Annotated in this window: 17 protein-coding genes; 7 read left to right on the top strand and 10 right to left on the bottom strand. The window is 76.2% G+C overall.

Features of this window, described 5'->3' with window-relative positions; all coding sequences use genetic code 11:
- Window positions 1–3: 3 nt before the first annotated feature.
- The 5 genes from ACI78Q_RS10300 to dapE are packed head-to-tail and all read right to left on the bottom strand — an operon-like array spanning window position 4 to window position 3,478.
- The gene (locus tag ACI78Q_RS10300; RefSeq protein ID WP_456923247.1) at window positions 4–699 is read right to left on the bottom strand and encodes a DNA alkylation repair protein; all 696 of its coding nucleotides are present in this window, start codon (window positions 697–699) and stop codon (window positions 4–6) included.
- Window positions 696–1,157, bottom strand: a complete 462-nt coding sequence (locus tag ACI78Q_RS10295; protein ID WP_456923246.1) for an SRPBCC family protein — start codon at window positions 1,155–1,157, stop codon at window positions 696–698. The genes ACI78Q_RS10300 and ACI78Q_RS10295 overlap by 4 nt, the downstream gene beginning before the upstream one ends.
- Entirely contained in the window at window positions 1,150–1,512 is a 363-nt protein-coding gene (locus ACI78Q_RS10290; RefSeq protein ID WP_456923245.1) for a DivIVA domain-containing protein, read from the bottom strand. The genes ACI78Q_RS10295 and ACI78Q_RS10290 overlap by 8 nt, the downstream gene beginning before the upstream one ends.
- 9 nt (window positions 1,513–1,521) lie before the next feature.
- Window positions 1,522–2,361, bottom strand: a complete 840-nt coding sequence (locus ACI78Q_RS10285) for an LOG family protein (protein WP_456923244.1) — start codon at window positions 2,359–2,361, stop codon at window positions 1,522–1,524.
- 10 nt (window positions 2,362–2,371) lie between these two features.
- Window positions 2,372–3,478 carry a succinyl-diaminopimelate desuccinylase gene (gene dapE / locus ACI78Q_RS10280; protein WP_456923243.1) on the bottom strand — a complete coding sequence of 369 codons (1,107 nt, stop codon included), beginning with the start codon at window positions 3,476–3,478 and terminating at the stop codon, window positions 2,372–2,374.
- Between the two features lie 136 nt (window positions 3,479–3,614).
- Here dapE and dapD point away from each other — a divergent pair, with 136 nt between their 5' ends.
- Both dapD and ACI78Q_RS10270 read left to right on the top strand, forming a co-directional pair.
- Window positions 3,615–4,589 (top strand): 2,3,4,5-tetrahydropyridine-2,6-dicarboxylate N-succinyltransferase, encoded by a 975-nt coding sequence (gene dapD / locus ACI78Q_RS10275; protein ID WP_456923242.1) that lies wholly within the window; start codon window positions 3,615–3,617, stop codon window positions 4,587–4,589.
- 164 nt (window positions 4,590–4,753) lie between these two features.
- Window positions 4,754–6,127 (top strand): TrpB-like pyridoxal phosphate-dependent enzyme, encoded by a 1,374-nt coding sequence (locus ACI78Q_RS10270; RefSeq protein WP_456923240.1) that lies wholly within the window; start codon window positions 4,754–4,756, stop codon window positions 6,125–6,127.
- Here the strand turns inward: ACI78Q_RS10270 and ACI78Q_RS10265 are convergent.
- Complete coding sequence (locus tag ACI78Q_RS10265; protein WP_456923239.1) at window positions 6,025–6,900, bottom strand: ATP-binding protein; 876 nt, start codon at window positions 6,898–6,900, stop codon at window positions 6,025–6,027. The two genes, ACI78Q_RS10270 and ACI78Q_RS10265, sit on opposite strands and share 103 nt — an antisense overlap.
- Window positions 6,901–7,003: 103 nt before the next feature.
- Here ACI78Q_RS10265 and ACI78Q_RS10260 point away from each other — a divergent pair, with 103 nt between their 5' ends.
- From ACI78Q_RS10260 to ACI78Q_RS10250, 3 genes are all read left to right on the top strand, one after another.
- Entirely contained in the window at window positions 7,004–7,318 is a 315-nt protein-coding gene (locus ACI78Q_RS10260) for a hypothetical protein (protein WP_456923238.1), read from the top strand.
- A 1-nt stretch (window position 7,319) separates the two neighbouring features.
- Window positions 7,320–8,177: a CPBP family glutamic-type intramembrane protease gene (locus tag ACI78Q_RS10255; RefSeq protein ID WP_456923237.1), complete on the top strand. Its 858-nt coding sequence runs from the start codon at window positions 7,320–7,322 to the stop codon at window positions 8,175–8,177.
- 251 nt (window positions 8,178–8,428) lie between these two features.
- Window positions 8,429–10,234 (top strand): DEAD/DEAH box helicase, encoded by a 1,806-nt coding sequence (locus ACI78Q_RS10250; RefSeq protein ID WP_456923236.1) that lies wholly within the window; start codon window positions 8,429–8,431, stop codon window positions 10,232–10,234.
- A 130-nt stretch (window positions 10,235–10,364) separates the two neighbouring features.
- Here ACI78Q_RS10250 and ACI78Q_RS10245 read toward each other — a convergent pair whose 3' ends face one another.
- From ACI78Q_RS10245 to ACI78Q_RS10235, 3 genes are all read right to left on the bottom strand, one after another.
- On the bottom strand, window positions 10,365–13,343 hold the full coding sequence (locus tag ACI78Q_RS10245) for a helix-turn-helix transcriptional regulator (protein WP_456923235.1): 2,979 nt from the start codon (window positions 13,341–13,343) through the stop codon (window positions 10,365–10,367).
- A gap of 68 nt (window positions 13,344–13,411) precedes the next feature.
- Complete coding sequence (locus tag ACI78Q_RS10240) at window positions 13,412–13,540, bottom strand: hypothetical protein (RefSeq protein ID WP_456923234.1); 129 nt, start codon at window positions 13,538–13,540, stop codon at window positions 13,412–13,414.
- A gap of 122 nt (window positions 13,541–13,662) precedes the next feature.
- The gene (locus ACI78Q_RS10235; RefSeq protein ID WP_456923233.1) at window positions 13,663–14,970 is read right to left on the bottom strand and encodes an MFS transporter; all 1,308 of its coding nucleotides are present in this window, start codon (window positions 14,968–14,970) and stop codon (window positions 13,663–13,665) included.
- Window positions 14,971–15,293: 323 nt separating this feature from the next.
- Here ACI78Q_RS10235 and ACI78Q_RS10230 point away from each other — a divergent pair, with 323 nt between their 5' ends.
- Window positions 15,294–16,574, top strand: coding sequence for an ArgE/DapE family deacylase (locus ACI78Q_RS10230; RefSeq protein ID WP_456923232.1), 1,281 nt, complete (start codon window positions 15,294–15,296; stop codon window positions 16,572–16,574).
- On the top strand, window positions 16,571–17,203 hold the full coding sequence (locus ACI78Q_RS10225) for an HD domain-containing protein (RefSeq protein WP_456923231.1): 633 nt from the start codon (window positions 16,571–16,573) through the stop codon (window positions 17,201–17,203). Before ACI78Q_RS10230 ends, ACI78Q_RS10225 begins: the two co-directional genes overlap by 4 nt.
- On the opposite strand, the gene ACI78Q_RS10220 is transcribed toward ACI78Q_RS10225, so the two are convergent.
- Complete coding sequence (locus ACI78Q_RS10220) at window positions 17,169–17,450, bottom strand: DUF4031 domain-containing protein (RefSeq protein ID WP_456923230.1); 282 nt, start codon at window positions 17,448–17,450, stop codon at window positions 17,169–17,171. The two genes, ACI78Q_RS10225 and ACI78Q_RS10220, sit on opposite strands and share 35 nt — an antisense overlap.
- Window positions 17,451–17,462 lie beyond the last annotated feature (12 nt).

The following is a 17,462-nucleotide window of genomic DNA, read 5'->3' as shown; positions in this document are numbered from 1 at the left end:
CTCTCAGACGTCCCCGCGCAGGTAGGCCCGCCGCCGGTCGGGCGGGTACTTCTCGATCGCGTGGCGCAGCATGGTCCGCGGCATCCGCCGGTAGCGCGGGGCGAGGAACTGCTCGGCGAGCGCCCGGTCGCGGTTGCCGACCTCGCGCAGCATCCAGCCCACCGCCTTCTGCACGAGGTCGTGCGGGTCCTCCAGCAGGCGGTCGGCCAGGGCGAGGGTCGGCCCGAAGCGCCCCGCGCGGACCGTCGCGAACGTCGCCATGACGGCGATCCGGCGGTCCCACACCGACGAGGAGGCGGCCAGCTCGTCCAGCACGGCCGGGTCGACGTCGCCGAGCAGGTGGGGCGCCGAGGCGTCCACCAGGTCCCAGTTGGACACGTGCTCCCGGCAGCGCAGGTACAGCTCGACGATCCGCTGCCGCTCCGCCTCGTCGGCCCGCTCGAAGCGCCGCACCAGCACGAACAGCGCGGTGAGCCGCTCCTCGTGCACCGGGCTGGTGAGCAGCTCGCCGGCGTCCGCCAGGGACGTGCCGGCCGCGTGCACCCGGGCGATCCGGCGCTGCTCGGGCACGCCGATGCCCAGGAAGCGGTCGCCCTCGCCGTAGCCCCCGGGCCGGGCCTGGAAGTACCGCGCCATGCCGTCGGCCCGCTCCGGGTCGGCAGCCGCGGCGAGGTCGGCCCGGATCGCCGCCGCGGTCACGGCCCGGGGTGGGCGGCGGCGAAGGCGGCGAACCGGCGCAGCGACCGCCGGACCCCCAGCACCACGAACGGGCGCACCAGCGGCCAGCCCACCACGCCCAGCAGGCCGAAGGGCAGGTACAGCCGCTCGGTCCAGGTGAACGCCGTCCGCCCGCCGTCGGGCACCAGCTCGAAGATGCCGGGGCCGCGCACGATCCGGCCGGTGTGCTGGACGACGACGCGCCGCGGCGGGTCCCACTCGGTGATCACCATCGTGTCCAGGACGCCGAGGTGCCGCCCGCGCCGCCACGGGATGCCGGTGCGGGCGGCCAGCCGCCCGCCGAAGCCCTGCGCGTCCCCGCCGACGGTCTCCACGTCGGTGAGCAGCATCCATTCGCCCTGCCGGGTCCAGTCGGTGAGCGCCGCCCACACCCGCTCCGGCGGGGCGTCGACGGTGGTCGTCTCGACGAGCTCAGGCATCGGCGTGGGTCCCGTCCTCGGTGGCGGGCGGGACGTCGTCCCGCGCGGGGGCTCCCCGGTCGTCCAGCCGGCCGCGCAGCTCGGCCAGCTGCGCGTCGCGCTCCTCCAGCGTCTGGGCCATCTGCTCGACCAGCCAGTCCACCTCGGTCATCCGGTAGCCGCGCACGGTCACGCTGATCCGCGCCGCCCGGAGGTCGTCGGCGGTCACCGGCCGGTCCTCCGGCAGCTCCAGCGGGGAGCGGTCCGGATCGGCCGGCGGCCGGGTCTCCCCGCGGCCGAGCAGCAGCGAGCCGCCGAGGAACACCAGCGCCCCGACCACCAGGACGACGACGACGAAGACGACGGCGGAGAGCACGTGGGGATCTCAGGCGTCGCTCGGGTCGGCCTCGACCGGCACCGACCGCATGCCGCCGCCGTTGTCGCCGGCCTGCCGGGCCGCCTCGGCCTCCTGGACCACCCGGACGACCTCGTCGACGTCGTCGGTGACGGTGAACAGGTCCAGGTCGGACTCCCTGATGGTGGCCGCCGGGACCATCGTGCTGCGGATCCAGTCGACCAGCCCCGACCAGTACTCCGACCCGTACAGCACCACCGGGAAGCGGGTGACCTTGCGGGTCTGCACCAGGGTCAGGGCCTCGAACAGCTCGTCGAGGGTGCCGAAGCCGCCGGGGAGGATGACGAAGGCCTGCGCGTACTTCACGAACATCGTCTTGCGGACGAAGAAGTAGCGGAAGGCGATGCCGACGTCGACCCACTCGTTGAGCTCCTGCTCGAACGGCAGCTCGATGCCCAGGCCGACCGACAGCCCGCCGGACTCCGACGCCCCACGGTTGGCCGCCTCCATCGCCCCTGGGCCGCCGCCGGTGATGACCGCGTACCCGGCGCGGGACAGCGCCGCCCCGATCTCGACGCCGGCGGCGTAGTGCGGGGAGTCCCGCGGGGTGCGGGCGCTGCCGAAGACGCTCACCGCACGGGGCAGCTCGGACAGCAGCCCGAAGCCCTCCACGAACTCGCTCTGGATGCGGAGCACGCGCCAGGGGTCGGTGTGCACCCAGTCGGTGGGACCGCGCCGGTCCAGCAGCCGCTGGTCGGTCGTCGTCCCGACGGTGCGGGCGTCGGGCTCGCCGCCGCGCAGCATCACCGGGCCGCGGTGCCGGGTCGGGCGGGGCCTGCGGCCGTCGGCGGGCTGCGGGGTGGTCGTCATGCGCGGCTCCTCAGGCGGAGGGGGTCGACAGGTAGGCGACGAGCGCGTCCTCGGCCGGCTGCAGCCGCTCGACGACGACGTGCTCCTCACGGGTGTGGGCCAGCTGCGGGTCGCCGGGGCCGTAGTTGACCGCGGGGATGCCGAAGGCGGCGAAGCGGGCGACGTCGGTCCAGCCGAGCTTGGCCCGGGCCGGGCGCCCGACGGCGGCCACGAACGCGGCGGCGGCGGGCTCGGCCAGCCCCGGCAGTGCCCCGCCGGCGTTGTCCACGAACGTGAGCGTGGCGCCGGCCTCGACCGCCTCGGCGAAGACCTCGCGGACGTGCGCCTCGGCGGCGTCCTCGTCGCGGTCCGGCGCGTAGCGGAAGTTGACCGTCACCGCGCAGCGGTCGGGGATGACGTTGCCGGCGACCCCGCCCTCGACCCGGACGGCGTTGAGCCCCTCGCGGTAGGTGCAGCCGTCGATCTCCACCTCGCGCGCCTCGTAGGCGGCGAGGGTGGCGAGGATGCCGGCGGCTCCGTGGATCGCGTTGACCCCCAGCCAGCTGCGGGCGCTGTGCGCCCGCCGGCCCGGCACCTCGAGCACCGCCCGCAGGGTGCCCTGGCAGCCGGCCTCGATCTCGCCGTCGGTCGGCTCGAGCAGGATCGCGAGGTCGCCGTAGAGCCAGCCGCGGCGCTCGCGGGCGACCCGGCCGAGGCCGTTCTTGACCGCCTCGACCTCCTCGTTGTCGTAGAAGACGAAGGTGAGGTCGTGCGCGGGCGCGGCACCCGGGACGCCGAAGCGGGCGGCCAGCCGCAGCATCACCGCGTCGCCGGCCTTCATGTCGCTGGTGCCGCAGCCGTAGAGCCGGCCGTCCTCGACCCGGCTGGGCACGTTGTCGGCGATCGGCACGGTGTCCAGGTGGCCGGCGAGGACCACGCGGGTGGGGCGGCCGAGGTCGGTGCGGGCGAGGACCGCGTCCCCCACGCGCTCGACCTCCAGCCCGCCCAAGGACCGCAGCGCCGCCTCCACCGCGTCGGCCAGCGCCGCCTCGTCGCCCGACACGGAGGGGGTGTCGACCAGCGCGCGGGTGAGGGCGAGGACGTCGGCGGAGAGGTCCAGGTGCGGTGCGGAGCTCACGGTGGACGACCCTACGGGCGCCGCCGGACACCGGCCGCCGCACCGCGCCAGGTCACCGGTTGGTCGCGCACCGTTCACCCGGCGGGGCGTCCGCCTCCTGACCGGACCCCGCCCCGCGCTGGGTAGCGTCGTCCCCGTGACGAACGCCGCCCCGCACTCCGCCGTCGCCGCCGGCCTGGCCACCGTGACCCCCTCGGGGACGGTGCTCGACACCTGGTACCCCGAGCCCCGCCTGGGCGCTCCCGAGGGCTCGGCCGCCGGGACGACGCGCCTCGGCGCGCTCGAGCTCTCCGGGGAACTGGGTCCCGACTACGGCGGCCTGGTGCGGCGCGACGAGGCCCGGGGGGTGGAGGTGATCGCCGTCCGCACGGTGATCCCGGACCTCTCCGCCCCGCCGGTCGACACCCACGACGTCTGGCTGCGGCTGCACCTGCTCTCCCACCGGCTGATCCGCCCGCACGGCGCCGACCTGACCGGCGTGTTCGGCCTGCTCACCAACGTCGCCTGGACCAGCGCCGGCCCGGTCGAGGCGGCCGCCTTCAACGCCCACCGGCTGCGCGCCGCCCACGGGCAGGTCACCGTGTACGGCGTCGACAAGTTCCCGCGGATGGTCGACTACGTCATCCCCTCCGGCGTCCGCATCGCCGACGGCGACCGCGTGCGGCTGGGCGCGCACCTCGCCGAGGGGACGACGGTCATGCACGAGGGCTTCGTGAACTTCAACGCGGGCACCCTGGGCCCGTCGATGGTCGAGGGCCGGATCAGCGCCGGCGTCGTCGTGGGCGCCGACAGCGACGTCGGTGGCGGCGCCTCGATCATGGGCACCCTCTCCGGCGGCGGGAAGCAGGTCATCTCCATCGGCTCGGGCTGCCTGCTGGGCGCCAACGCCGGCATCGGCATCTCCCTCGGCGACCGGTGCGTCGTCGAGGCCGGCTGCTACGTGACCGCCGGCTCGCGGGTCACCCTGCCCGACGGTTCGACGGTCAAGGCCGCGGAACTCTCCGGCCGCGACGGGCTGCTGTTCCGGCGCAACTCGGTCACCGGCGCCCTCGAGGCGCTGCCGCGGGACGGCGACTGGGGCGCCCTGAACGCGGAGCTGCACAAGAACTGACGGGAAGGGCCCCCGTGCCCCCACCGCTCGCAGGCTCGCGGCGGGTCCCTGCACGGGGGCCGTTCCGTTCCGGTACGTTCCCAGGCTCGCGGCGGGTCCTGCAGGGGTCCTCCGGCGCTACGCTCCGCCGCACTCGTGCGCGGACCGAGCCGGAGGAGACGACGGTGGCCGACCAGCGGACCAAGATCCTGCTCGAGGAGTCGCAGCTCCCGACGCAGTGGTACAACGTCGTGCCCGACCTGCCGAGCCCGCCCCCGCCGCCGCTGCACCCCGGCACGATGCAGCCGGTCGGCCCCGACGACCTGGCCCCGCTGTTCCCCCCGGACCTCATCGCGCAGGAGGTCACCGGCGAGCGGTTCGTCGACATCCCGGGCGCGGTGCTCGACGTCTACCGCCTGTGGCGGCCCTCGCCGCTGTACCGCGCGCACCGGCTGGAGAGGGCCCTCGGGACGCCGGCCCGGATCTACTACAAGTACGAGGGCGTCTCCCCCGCCGGCTCGCACAAGCCCAACACCGCCGTTCCCCAGGCGTACTACAACGCGCAGGCCGGCGTCCGGAAGCTGACGACGGAGACCGGCGCCGGGCAGTGGGGCACCGCGCTGGCGTTCGCCAGTGCCCTGTTCGACCTCGACTGCGAGGTCTGGATGGTCGGCGCCTCCTACGACCAGAAGCCCTACCGCCGGATCGCGATGGAGACCTTCGGCGCCCGCGTGCACCGCTCACCGTCCGACCTGACCGCGGCCGGCCGCGCCGTCTCCGCCGAGGACCCGCGGCACCCCGGGTCGCTGGGCATCGCCATCAGCGAGGCGGTGGAGGTCGCCGCGCAGGAGCCGCAGACCCGGTACGCCCTGGGCAGCGTCCTCAACCACGTGCTGCTGCACCAGACGGTCATCGGCGAGGAGGCGCTCCTGCAGCTCGCCGCCGTCGGGGACACGCCGGACGTGATCGTCGGCTGCACCGGCGGCGGGTCGAACTTCGGCGGGCTGGCGTTCCCCTTCCTCCGGGAGAAGCTGGCCGGCCGGATGTCGCCGACGATCCGGGCGGTCGAGCCGGAGTCCTGCCCGTCGCTGACCCGCGGCGTGTACGCCTACGACTTCGGCGACACCGCCGGGATGACGCCGCTGCTCAAGATGCACACCCTCGGCCACCGGTTCATCCCCGACCCGATCCACGCAGGTGGGCTGCGCTACCACGGGATGTCGCCGTTGCTCTCCCACGTCTTCGAGCTGGGGTTGATCGAGGCGCTGGCGCTGCCGCAGAGCGAGTGCTTCACCGCGGCGGTGCGCTTCGCCCGCACCGAGGGGATCATCCCGGCGCCCGAGCCGTCCCACGCGCTCGCCGCCTGCATCCGCGAGGCGGTGGCCTGCCGGGAGTCCGGCGAGGAGCGGGTCATCCTCACGGCGCTGTGCGGGCACGGGCACTTCGACCTGGCGGCCTACGACGCGTTCCTGTCCGGCCGGATGTCCGACGAGGACGTCACCGACGAGCGCCTGGCGCCCGGCCTGGCGGATCTGCCGGCCGTGCCGGCCGGGGCCTGAGGGCGGCGGGGCCTGGGGCCGGCGGGGACCGGGGGGGGGGGGGGGGGCCCGGCCGCCCCCGCCCGCCGCAGCAGGCCGAACCGGTCGTCCAGTCGGTCGAGCAGCTGGGCCGGCGTGAGGGTGCGCAGCCGGACGGCGGCCAGCTCCAGGGCCAGCGGGATGCCGTCGAGCCGCCGGCACAGCTCGGCCAGCACGGCGTCGTCGCCGGGCGGGAGCTCCAGGTCGGGGACCGCCGCCGTGGCCCGCTGCCGCAGCAGCGCGATCCCCTCACCGCCGACCAGCGGCGGCACCGCGCACAGCGCCTCCCCGGGGACGTCGAGCGGCGTCCGGCTGGTGGCCAGGACCGTCAGCCCGGGGCAGGCGCCGGTGAGCGTGTCGACCAGCACGGCGGCCGCGTCCCGCAGGTGCTCGCAGTTGTCGAGGACCAGCAGCAGCCGGCGCTCCCCCAGCACCTCGGCCAGGGACGCCGGCAGCCAGCGTCCCGTGGAGTCGCGGACGTCGAACGCGGCGGCGACCTGCGCGGCCACCAGCGCCGGGTCGGCGACCGCGGTGAGGTCGGCCAGCGCGACGCCGTCGGGGAAGGATCGGCCCAGCTCGGCGGCGGCCCGCAGCGCCAGCCGGGTCTTGCCCACCCCGCCCGGCCCCACCAGCGTGACCAGCCGGGACTCCCCGAGCAGCCCGCGGAGCCGGGTCAGCTCGGCCCGCCGGCCCACGAACGAGCTGCGCTCCGCGGGCAGCCGGTGCCCGGGAGCGGGGACCGGCCGCCGCGCCATGGCCGGGGACGGTAACGGCGCGGTACGGGTCCGCGGCAGTACCCGTACCGCCGTCCGTAGCTCCCCCGGTGTGCCCGGGACGCCGGAGCGGGAGCGTGCCCGCGTGGTCGACCGGCGGCACGGGCGGACGGGTCTCTACCTGGTGGAGGTCCGCAGCTGCCCGCCGTCGGCGGACGACGCGGTGGAGATGCACCGCGCACTGGCGCGGGCGGTGGCCCGGCTCGGCACGGCCGGGACGCCGATCCGCTGGTGCGCCGCGGTGCTGCTCCCCGGCGCGGGCCGCTGCCTGTGCCTCCTGCGGGCCGCCCGGCAGGCCGACGTCGTCCGTGCCCTCGACCTCGCCGCCGTCACCACCGCGTCGGTCTCCCCCGCCCGCGCGCTGGCCGACTCCCTCCCCCTCTCCGGAAGCAGGTCCTGACGTGTCCACCCTCGACGCTCGTCCTCCGCTCCGCGCCGGTGCCCCGGCCGCCCGTGGCCTGCGGGCCCGGGTCGCCCGCCACCCGCTGGCCGCCTTCCTCGTCCTCGTGTTCGGCCTCGGCTGGCCGCTGCTGGCGATCCCGGCGCTGACGGCGCACGGCGTCCTCCCGGGCGGCGCGCTGCCCGAGGAGCCGTTCACGCTCGCGCTCACGCTGCTGGTCATGCTCCCGGCGGCGCTGTGGGTCACCGCCGTCACCGAGGGCCGCCCCGGCGTCCGGGCCCTGCTGCGCCGCGCGGCGCAGTGGCGGTTCGGGCCCGGCTGGTGGGCCGCGGCGCTGCTGGCCCTGCCGGTGCTCACGCTCGCCCTCGGGGTGGCCGCCGGCCGGGAGCTGCGGACCGGCGACCTGATCGCCACGCTCGGCTCGGGCGCCGTCGCGGTCCTCACCTCGCTGCTGCTGGTGCACCTGTGGGAGGAGACGGTCTGGGCCGGCTTCTTCCAGGGCCGGCTGGAGCGGCGACACGGTCTGCTGGGCGCGGCCGCGCTGACGGCGCTGCCCTTCGCCGCCATCCACCTGCCGCTGCAGTTCACCGGCGAGATCGCCGCCGGCCCGCTGGCGCTCGCGGTCGCCGCGCTGCTGGTGTTCGGCGTCCTGCTCCGGCTGCTGGTCGGGGTCACCGTGCGCGGCGCCGCGGGCAGCCTGCTCGCCGCGGGGGTCGTGCACGCGACGTTCAACGCCTCCAACAACGCGGGCGGGCTGGCCGACGACCTGCTCGGCGGCGGCCAGCCGACGCTGTTCGCGATCGCCGCCGCGCTGCTGGTCACCGCCGGCGCCCTGCTGGCCCTGCGCACCCGCCGCTGACCGGGTGGAGTGCCAGGGGCGAGGTCCCTCCCCCCTGGCGCTCCACTGCGCGTCGCGGGGCGGCTGGGACCCGCGTGGCGTGACGTGACGGTCCGGCACGGGCATGACGATCCCCACACCGCCGGGTCGGTCGGGCACATCCGTGCAGGTCAGGGGTTCGCCAGAGCCCGCCATACGTCGGCGGCGGGACGGCGCGCGGGAGGCGGCCGGTTGGGCGTGTCGCCGTCGGCCCGGCGAAGATGGGTCCCGACATGGGGAGTGCAGCACGAGCGGAGGCCGTTGGCCCGCAGACGACCAGCCGACCGCTCCGGGCGTGGCAGCAGGCCGCGCTCGCCAGGTACGAGGAGAGCTCCCCCAAGGACTTCCTGGTCACCGCGACCCCGGGCGCGGGCAAGACGACCTTCGCCCTGACCCTCGCCGCGCGGCTGCTATCCCGGCGCGAGGTCGCCCGCGTCATCGTCGTCTGCCCCACCGACCACCTGCGCCTGCAGTGGGCCGAGGCCGCCGACCGGATGGGCATCGTCCTCGACCCGAACCTGACCAACGCCGTCGGCCCGGTGCGCGCCGGCACCCAGGGGTACGTCACCACCTACGCGCAGGTCGCGGGCAAGCCGATGCTGCACGCCGCCCGCGCCACCGCCGTCAAGACGGTGGTCATCCTCGACGAGGTGCACCACGCCGGCGACGGCCTGTCCTGGGGCGAGGCGGTCGAGGAGGCCTACGGGATGGCCGCCCGGCGGCTGTGCCTGACCGGGACCCCGTTCCGCACCAAGCCCGACGAGCGCATCCCCTTCGTCCGCTACGAGGAGGACGGCTTCGAGGGCGACGACGGCGAGGGCGGCATGGGCCTGGTCAGCCGCGCCGACTACACCTACGGCTACAAGGAGGCGCTGGCCGACAACGTCGTCCGCCCGGTCGTCTTCGCCGCCTACACCGGCACCTCGCGCTGGCGGAACTCCGCCGGCGAGGTCGTCGCCGCGTCGCTGTCGGAGGCCGGCACCCGTTCGGTGGAGATGCAGGCCTGGCGCACCGCCCTGGACCCCAAGGGCCAGTGGGTGCCGCACGTCATCGCCGCGATGGACGACCGCATCACCCACCTGCGCGAGAACGGCATGCCCGACGCCGCGGGGCTGGTGCTGGCCAGCGACCAGGACGACGCCCGCGCCTACGCCAAGATCGTCCGCCGGGTCACCGGCAAGCCGGCCGAGCTGATCCTGTCCGACGACCCCAAGGCGTCGAAGAAGATCGAGCGGTTCGCCACCGGGTCCGCCCGGATCGCCGTCTGCGTCCGGATGATCTCCGAGGGCGTCGACGTCCCGCGCGCCGCCGTCCTCGCCTGGATGACGTCCTACCGGACGCCGCTGTTCTTCGCCCAGGCCGTCGGGCGCGTCGTCCGCTCCCGCGCGCCGCACGAGTCGGCCACCGTGTTCCTCCCCGCCGTCCGGCCGCTGCTGGGTCTCGCCGCGTCGATGGAGAAGGAACGGAACCACGTCATGCCCCCGCCGAAGACGGTGCAGGGCGACGAGCTCGACCTCGACCCGCTGCCGCCCAAGGAGCGCGAGGTCGGCGACAGCGTCAAGCAGTTCGAGGCCCTGGAGGCCGACGCCCGCTTCGCGCACGTCCTGGCCAGCGGCACGGCGCACACCGGCGAGGGCAGCTCCGCCGCGGGGCGGGCGGGAGACCTCGGCGCCGAGGAGGAGGAGTTCCTCGGCATCCCCGGTCTGCTCACCGCCGAGCAGACGGCGTCCCTGCTGGCCAAGCGGGACGACGAGCTGCGGCTGCGGATCGCCCAGCGGGCACACCACGAGGACGACGAGGCCGGGCTGTTCCCCGTCGAGGACCACCCGGAGGAGATCGACGCCGGCCGCTCCTGGCGGGACGCCGCCGAGCTCCGGCGCGAGATCAACCGCCTGGTCAGCCGGGTGGCCGCCCGCACCTCGCAGCCGCACGCGGTGGTGCACACCGAGCTGCGCAGGTCGGTGCCCGGACCGCCGTCGGCCTCGGCCTCGGTCGACGTCCTCCGCGCCCGCCGGGAACGCCTCCGCACCATGCTGTGACAACGCGGTCCTCCGGACCGCACCGCGGCCAGGTGCCGTCCCCGGCCCGCCGCTGAGCCGCTGCCGACCGCGACTCGCGACTGGGCACCTGTGGCCGCCTGCCGCGGCGTGCCGGCGCGTGTCGGCGACGTCAACTGCCCAGTCGGCCGGCCTCCGCTGACGGGAGCAGGCCGCGGGCCGCGGCGATGGCGACGGCCTCGGTGCGGCCGCCGGCGCCGAGCTTGGCCAGGATGTTGCTGACGTGCACGCTCGCGGTCTTCTCACTGATGTGGAGCTCGGCGCCGATCTGCCGGTTGGTCCGGCCCTGGGCCAGCAGCCGCAGCACCTCGGTCTCCCGCGGCGTGAAGACCGCACCGCCCTCCACGACCCGCCGCGCCCCCGGGAGGTCCAGCGGCAACCGCCAGCGGCGGGCCAGCGCCACGACGGCGGCCTGCAGGGGCGCCGCCCCCAGCCGTACCGCTGTCTCGCCCGCGGCACGCAGCTCCGCGGCGGCGCCGTCCCGGTCGTCGGTGGCCAGCAGCGCCTCGGCGAGCCGGAACCGCGACCGCGCCTGCTCGAAGACGTGCCCGTACCCGAACCCGTCGACGGCGGCCCGCCACAGCTCCGGCACATCCCGCCCCGCCAGGCGGGCCGTCTCCGCCTCCACCCGGGCCCGCCACGCGGCGGCCTCCACGCCGTACCCGCCGATCGCCCGGACGTGGTCCTCGACCGCCGAGCGAGCCGCGGCGGCGAGTTCCTCCCCGGCGGCCGACCACCGCCGGACCGCCGCGTCGTCGCCGGTCAGCCGGGCGGTGGCCGCGGCGTCGGCCACCGGCGCGAGCGCCGTCGCGACCAGGCGCAGGACGGCCAGCCGGTCGACGTTCCAGTACGTGTGCACCTGCTGCACCGCGGCGCGGGCCCGCTCCACGGCGGTTCCGGCGTCGCCGGACCAGGCCGCGAGGTCGATCTCCGCGCCGGCGGTGGCCAGCAGCAGGAGGACGTGGGCGTCCAGCCGGGTGGTGAGCCCCCGCGCCCAGGCCACCCGCTCGGCGGCCGTCGGATCCCCGCGGCCGACCCGGACGAGCAGCCCGGCCGCGCGCACGTGCGCCGCCATGTCCGGCACCCGCGCCAGCTCCTCGGCCAGCGCCAGGCTGCCGTCCCAGTCGCCGGACACGTAGCGGACGACGACCCCGAGGTGCCGCAGCTCGGCGGGGTAGAACGCCCACTCCACGCCGAGCTCGCGGGCCCGCGTGAGCCCGGCGTCGATCCAGGTCCCGGACTCGGCCAGCTCGCCGGCCTCGTAGGGGACGACGGCGAGGTTGAACAGCACCCGCAGCTCGACGTCGGTGTCGCCGGATCGGCGGGCCCGCGCCAGCGCCTCCTCGAGCCGGGCGCGCACCGCGGCGCGGTCCCCGGAGCCGCGGACCCGCGCCAGGGACACGGCGGTGTCGGCCCAGGCGCTGTCCAGGCCGAGCGCGTCGGCCGCCGCGAGCGCCTCCTCGGCGGCGGCGTCACCGTCGGCCCACCGGCCCACGTCGTAGCTGGTGCGCGCGTGCGTGGCCGCCGCCCACGTGCGCACCACCGACGGCGGCTGCGCCGGCACCAGCTCCATCGCCCGGCTGCTCTCGCGGTGGGCCGCGGCCTGGTCCTCGATCCGGCCCAGCGCCTGGGCGAGGGTGGAGTGCACCTGGGCCCGCACCACCGGGTCGCCCTCCTCCCCCAGGAGCGCGAGCGCCTCCCGCAGCAGGGCCACCGCCCGGTGCAGCTCGCCGCCGCGCCGGGCCGCGGCCGCGGTCTCCAGCAGCAGGGCGGGGTGGTCGCGCCCGGCCCGCTCGGCCGCGTCGGGCACCGCCGGCCACAGGGCCAGCGCCGCCTCCAGGTGCTGCAGCTGCTCGGCCGGCGCGCCCGCCCGGCCGGCCTCCGCGGCGGCGTCGAGCGAGGCGGAGAGGGCCCGCGGGAGGTCGTTGCTGCCCAGCGCGTGGTGGGCCAGCTCGGCGGCGGTGCCCGCGCCCGGGACGGCGGTGAGGTGGGCCGCGATCGCGGCGTGCAGCCGCACCCGTTCCCCCGGCAGCAGGTCGGCGAGCACGGCCTCGCGCAGCAGGGCGTGCCGGAAGCGGTAGCGGCCGCCGTCGGACACCACCAGCAGGTGGTGGTGCACCGCCTCGGCGAGCGCGGCCTCCAGCTCCGCGGGCGCGAGCCCGCTGACCGCGGCCACGAGGTCGTGGTGGACGCGCCGCCCGGCGACCGCGGCCACCCGCAGCACGCGCTGGGCGGCCTCGCCGAGCTGCTCCACCCGGGCCAGCAGCACGTCGGTGAGCGCCAGCGGCAGGGTCTCACCGGCCAGGCCCGCAGCGGTCAGCTCCTCGGCGTAGAAGGCGTTGCCCTCGGCGCGCGCCACGACGTCGTCCACGGTCTTCTCGGGGACGCCTGCGGCCAGCCCGCGCACGAGCTCGCCGACGGCGGCGTCCGGCAGTGGCTCCAGCTCCAGCCGCTCCACGCCCGGCAACCGCACCAGCTCGGCGAGCAGCGGGCGCAGCGGGTGGCGGCGGTGCAGGTCGTCGGAGCGGTAGGAGACCACCATCGCCACCGGCTCGTCGGCCAGGCGGGCGAGCAGGTAGCGCAGCAGGTCGCGGCTGGAGCGGTCGGCCCAGTGCACGTCCTCCAGCACCAGCAGCAGCGGGGTGGCCGCGGCCAGCTCGGTGAGCAGCGCGGCGACCCCCTCGAACAGCGGCAGCCGGCCGTCATCCAGCAGGGGGCGGGACGCCAGGTGCGGCAGCGGCCGCCCGAGGTCCGCGGCCTCGCCACCCGGCTGCTCCGGGACGGCCACCGGCGCGCGGCCCGCCCACAGCCCGGCCGGCGGCTCACCGGTCACCGGCCGCAGCAGGTCGACGAACGGCAGGTAGGGCAGGCCGACGTCCCCGAGGTCGACGCAGTGCCCCACGAGGACGCGCACCCCGTGCGCGGGAGCGCGGGCGGCCAGCTCGTCGAGCAGCCGGGTCTTGCCGACGCCGGCGTCACCGGCCAGCAGCACCGCGCAGCCGCGGCCCTCCACGGCACGGTCGACCGAGGCCAGCAGCCGGGACAGCTCCTCGGCGCGGCCCACCAGGGGTCGGTCGTCCCACTGCGGCACGCCCTCGATCGTGGCAGAGCCCGGGGACAGCTCCGCGGCGGCCGGGACGAGGGGCGCCCCGGCCGCCGTCAGGCCGCCCGCCGGCGACGCGAGAACCAGGGTCCACGCCGGGTGCGCGTCCCGCGGCCGATCTGCTGCAGCACCTCGCGGCGGTAGGCCAGCTCGGCCTCGAGGCCGGGGTTCGGGTAGGTCGCCATCACCGTCTCCTGTCGTCGTCCGTTCCGACGACGTCGACGGTGTTGCTGAGGGGCCTGCCCCGGCATCGGCCGGTCGGGCAGTCCTGCGGGCCCGGCCGGGGCCTGAGGCCCCTCAGGTCACCTCAGCGCAGCTCGGTGCCCTTGGTCTCCTTCAAGGTCAGGATGACGCAGAACGCGATGGCGGCAGCGATGGCGACGTACCAGAAGAACCACAGCGGGTGCCCGGCGTCGGACAGCGCGACGATGACCAGCGGGGCCGTGCCGCCGAACAGGGCGACGGTGAGGTTGTACCAGGCCCCGATGCCGGTGGCCCGCAGCTCCGTGGGGAACAGCTCGCTCATGATCGCCGGCGCGATGGAGGCCAGCAGCGCGTACAGCCCGAGGCCGGTGCAGAAGACGACGATCAGCGAGAAGAGGTTGTCCTGCACCAGGAACGACAGGGGGACGATGAGGATCGCGTACCCGGCGGACCAGACCAGCATCTGCGGCTTGCGCCCGAACCGGTCCGACAGCGCCCCGAACGGGTAGCACAGCGCCACGAACAGGGCCGTGCCGATGGAGAGGGCCAGGAAGACGTCGCTGCCGTCGGCGTCGCGGAAGTTGATCGCGAACGGCGTGAGGGCGCTGAAGAACGTGTAGTACGACAGCGTCGACAGCAGGGTGAACGAGCACAGCTGGACGACGGCCTTCGGGTGGTGCTTGATCGTCTGCAGCAGCGGGTGCTTGGTCGCCCGCGCCTTCTCGGCGCTCTCCTCGAACTGCTCGGTCTCGACCAGCGACCGGCGCAGCCACATGCCGATCAGGCCCAGCAGACCACCGAGGAAGAACGCGATCCGCCAGCCGTAGGCCTGCAGCTGCCCCTCGTCGAGCACGTTGGTCAGCAGCACGCCGAGCAGCGAGGCGGCCAGCAGCGCCGAGCCGGTCGAGATGTAGAAGAACGACGAGTAGCGGCCGCGGTGGGCCGGCGGGGCGATCTCGCCCAGGTAGGCCGACGCGTTGGACACCTCGCCGCCCAGCGACATCCCCTGCGCGATGCGGGCCAGCAGCAGCAGGATCGGGGCCAGCCAGCCCGCCTGCTCGTAGGTGGGCAGGATCGCGATGACCATCGAGCCGCCGGCCATCAGCAGGATGGTGAGCAGCATCCCGGCCTTGCGGCCGCGCAGGTCGGCGAACCGGCCCAGCAGGATGCCGCCCAGCGGCCGGAAGAAGAAGGCGAGCGCGTAGGTCGACGTCGCCCCGATCAGGGCCAGCGCCTCGTTCTCGGCCGGGAAGAACTGGCCGGCGAAGTACACGACGAAGGTCGCGTAGACCGTCCAGTCGAACCACTCGACCGCGTTGCCGATGCTCGCCGAGATGAGCGTCTTGACCGGTAGCCGGTGCCGCTCGTCGACCGTCGTCCTGCCGTGCCCGTGCTGGACCGCGCCTGCCATGCCCACTCCCGATGTCTGCCCGGTCACACCTGGGGACGACGGTAGGCGGGAGCCGCCGCGGCGGCATGTCGAGGTCTGGGTCCGGACCGGATGACGGCCGCCTCGCGGCGAGATGCACAACACGGCTCCAGGCCCCCGACCGGAGTCGGGGCGGTGGTCCGTGAAGGCGGTAACCAAATGGCACCCGGGGGCACGATGCACCCGGCCCGGACGCTTCGAGGTTACCCCCGGTCCCGAGAGCTCACACGGGGGCCAGTCGGGTCGGTCGACGCCGCGGTCCGCCGTCGGCCGGGATCGACCGGGTCGCGTGCCAGACTCCGCCCGTGACCGACCTGACCGACCTGACCGACGTCGAGGCCCGCGTCCTGGCCGCCGTCGACGAGCGGTGGGCGGTCGACCGGCTCCGCGAGCTGGTCGCGGTCCCCTCGGTCGGGGGCACGGCGGCCGAGAGCGAGGCGCAGCACCTGGTCGCCGGCTGGCTGGAGGAGCTCGGCTGCGCGGTGGACCGGTGGCCGATCGACCTCGCCGCGGCCGCGACCGCAGCGGACGCCCCCGGCCAGGAGGTGGAGCGCACCGAGGCGTGGGGCGTCGTCGGCACCGCGCCGGCCGCCGACGAGGGGGTGCCGGCGCTGGTCTTCGCCGGCCACACCGACGTCGTCCCGCCGGGGGACCCCGCCCTGTGGCCGCGCGGCCCCTTCGACCCCCACGTCGCCGACGGTGCGGTGCACGGCCGGGGCGCGTGCGACATGAAGGCCGGCGTGGTCGCCGCCCTGGCCGCCGTGGCCGCCGTCCGGACGGCGGGGGTGCGGCTGGCCCGGCCCGTGGCGGTGCACGCCGTCGTCGGCGAGGAGGACGGCGGCCTGGGGGCCTGGGCCACGCTGCGGCGGGGCCACCGCGGCGACCGGTGCGTCATCCCGGAGCCGACCGCCGGCGCGGTGGTCACGGCCAACGCCGGCGCCCTCACCTTCCGGCTGGAGGTGACCGGCCTCTCCGCGCACGCCGCCCACCGCGACCAGGGCGTGAGCGCCGTCGAGCTGTTCGCGGCCGTGCACGCCGACGTGCGGGCGTTCGAGGCCGAGCGGCAGGCCGGCGCCGATCCCCGCTTCGGCGGCGCCCGCTACCCCTACGGCATCAACATCGGCCGGATGCGGGCCGGCGACTGGGCCAGCTCGGTGCCCGACCGGCTGGTCGCCGAGGGGCGCTACGGCGTCCGGCTGGGCGAGCCGGTGGCCGCGGCCCGGGTGGCGTTCGAGACGCGGCTGGCCGCCTTCTGCGCCGCGGACCCGTGGCTGGCCGAGCACCCGGTCCGGCTCACCTGGACCGGCGGCTCCTTCGCCAGCGGCTCGCTGCCGGACGGGCACCCCCTGCTGGCCGACGTCCGGTGGGCGGTGGCCGACACCGGTGCCGGCGTGCCGCCCGAGCGGGCCATCCCGGCCGGCAGCGACCTGCGTCTGTACGCCGCCGCGGGCATCCCGACGCTGCACTACGGCCCCGGCGACCTGCACCTCGCCCACGGCCCCCTGGAACGGGTGCCGATCGCCGAGCTGGTCACCGCGGCGCGGGCGTTCGCGCTGCTGACCGTGCGCAGCTGCGGGCCGGCATGAGCCTGGTCGGCTTCGAGGAGTGGACACCGCTGGCCGGTGACTCCCCGACCTCGCGCACCGAGTGGGCCGCCGTCGTCGCCGCGTGGGGTCAGCCGCACCGCCGGTACCACGACCTCGCGCACCTGGCCGCCGTCCTGGGGCTGGTCGGCGAGCTGGCCGGTGCGGCCGCCGACCCGGACGCCGTCCGGCTCGCGGCCTGGTACCACGACGTGGTCTACGACCCCACCCGCGCCGACAACGAGCAGGTCAGCGCCGAGCGCGCGCGGGCCGGCCTGCGCGGGCTGGTGCCCGAGGCGCGGGTGGAGGAGGTGGCCCGGCTGGTGCTGCTGACCGCCGGGCACGACCCTGCGCCGGACGACGCGAACGGCGCGGTGCTCTGCGACGCCGACCTCGCGGTGCTGGCCGGCCCGCCGGAGTCCTACGCCGCCTACGCCTCGGCGGTGCGCGAGGAGTACGGGCACCTGTCCGACGAGGTGTTCACCGCCGGGCGCGTCGCCGTCCTGGAGCACCTGCTCGCGCTGCCCGCGCTCTACCGGCTGCCCGCCGTCGCCGCGGAGTGGACGCCGCGCGCCCGGGCCAACCTGACCGCCGAGCTCACCCTGCTGAGGCGGCGGGCCGCGTCTTCCTGAGCCGCAGGCCGGCCGCCCGCAGCCGGCTCAGCAGCTCCCGGCACCCGACCGGCAGCGCCCCGGCGGCCACGGCGACGTCGTAGAGGTCCTCGGGGACGTCGTAGTGGTCGCCCTGGAAGGCCCGCCGCGGGATGCCCAGCTCGGCGGCGACGAAGGCGTGCAGCTCCTCGTAGGAGACGTCGCTGACCAGGTGCGACCACAGCCGCCCGCGCCAGTGCCACACGGGGGTGTCGATCAGCACGGCCACGGCGCGAGTCTC

Source organism: Geodermatophilus sp. SYSU D00705 (assembly GCF_054050135.1).
The sequence above is the reverse complement of the archived record's forward strand: the minus strand, read 5'-3'. Positions and strand labels throughout refer to the sequence as shown.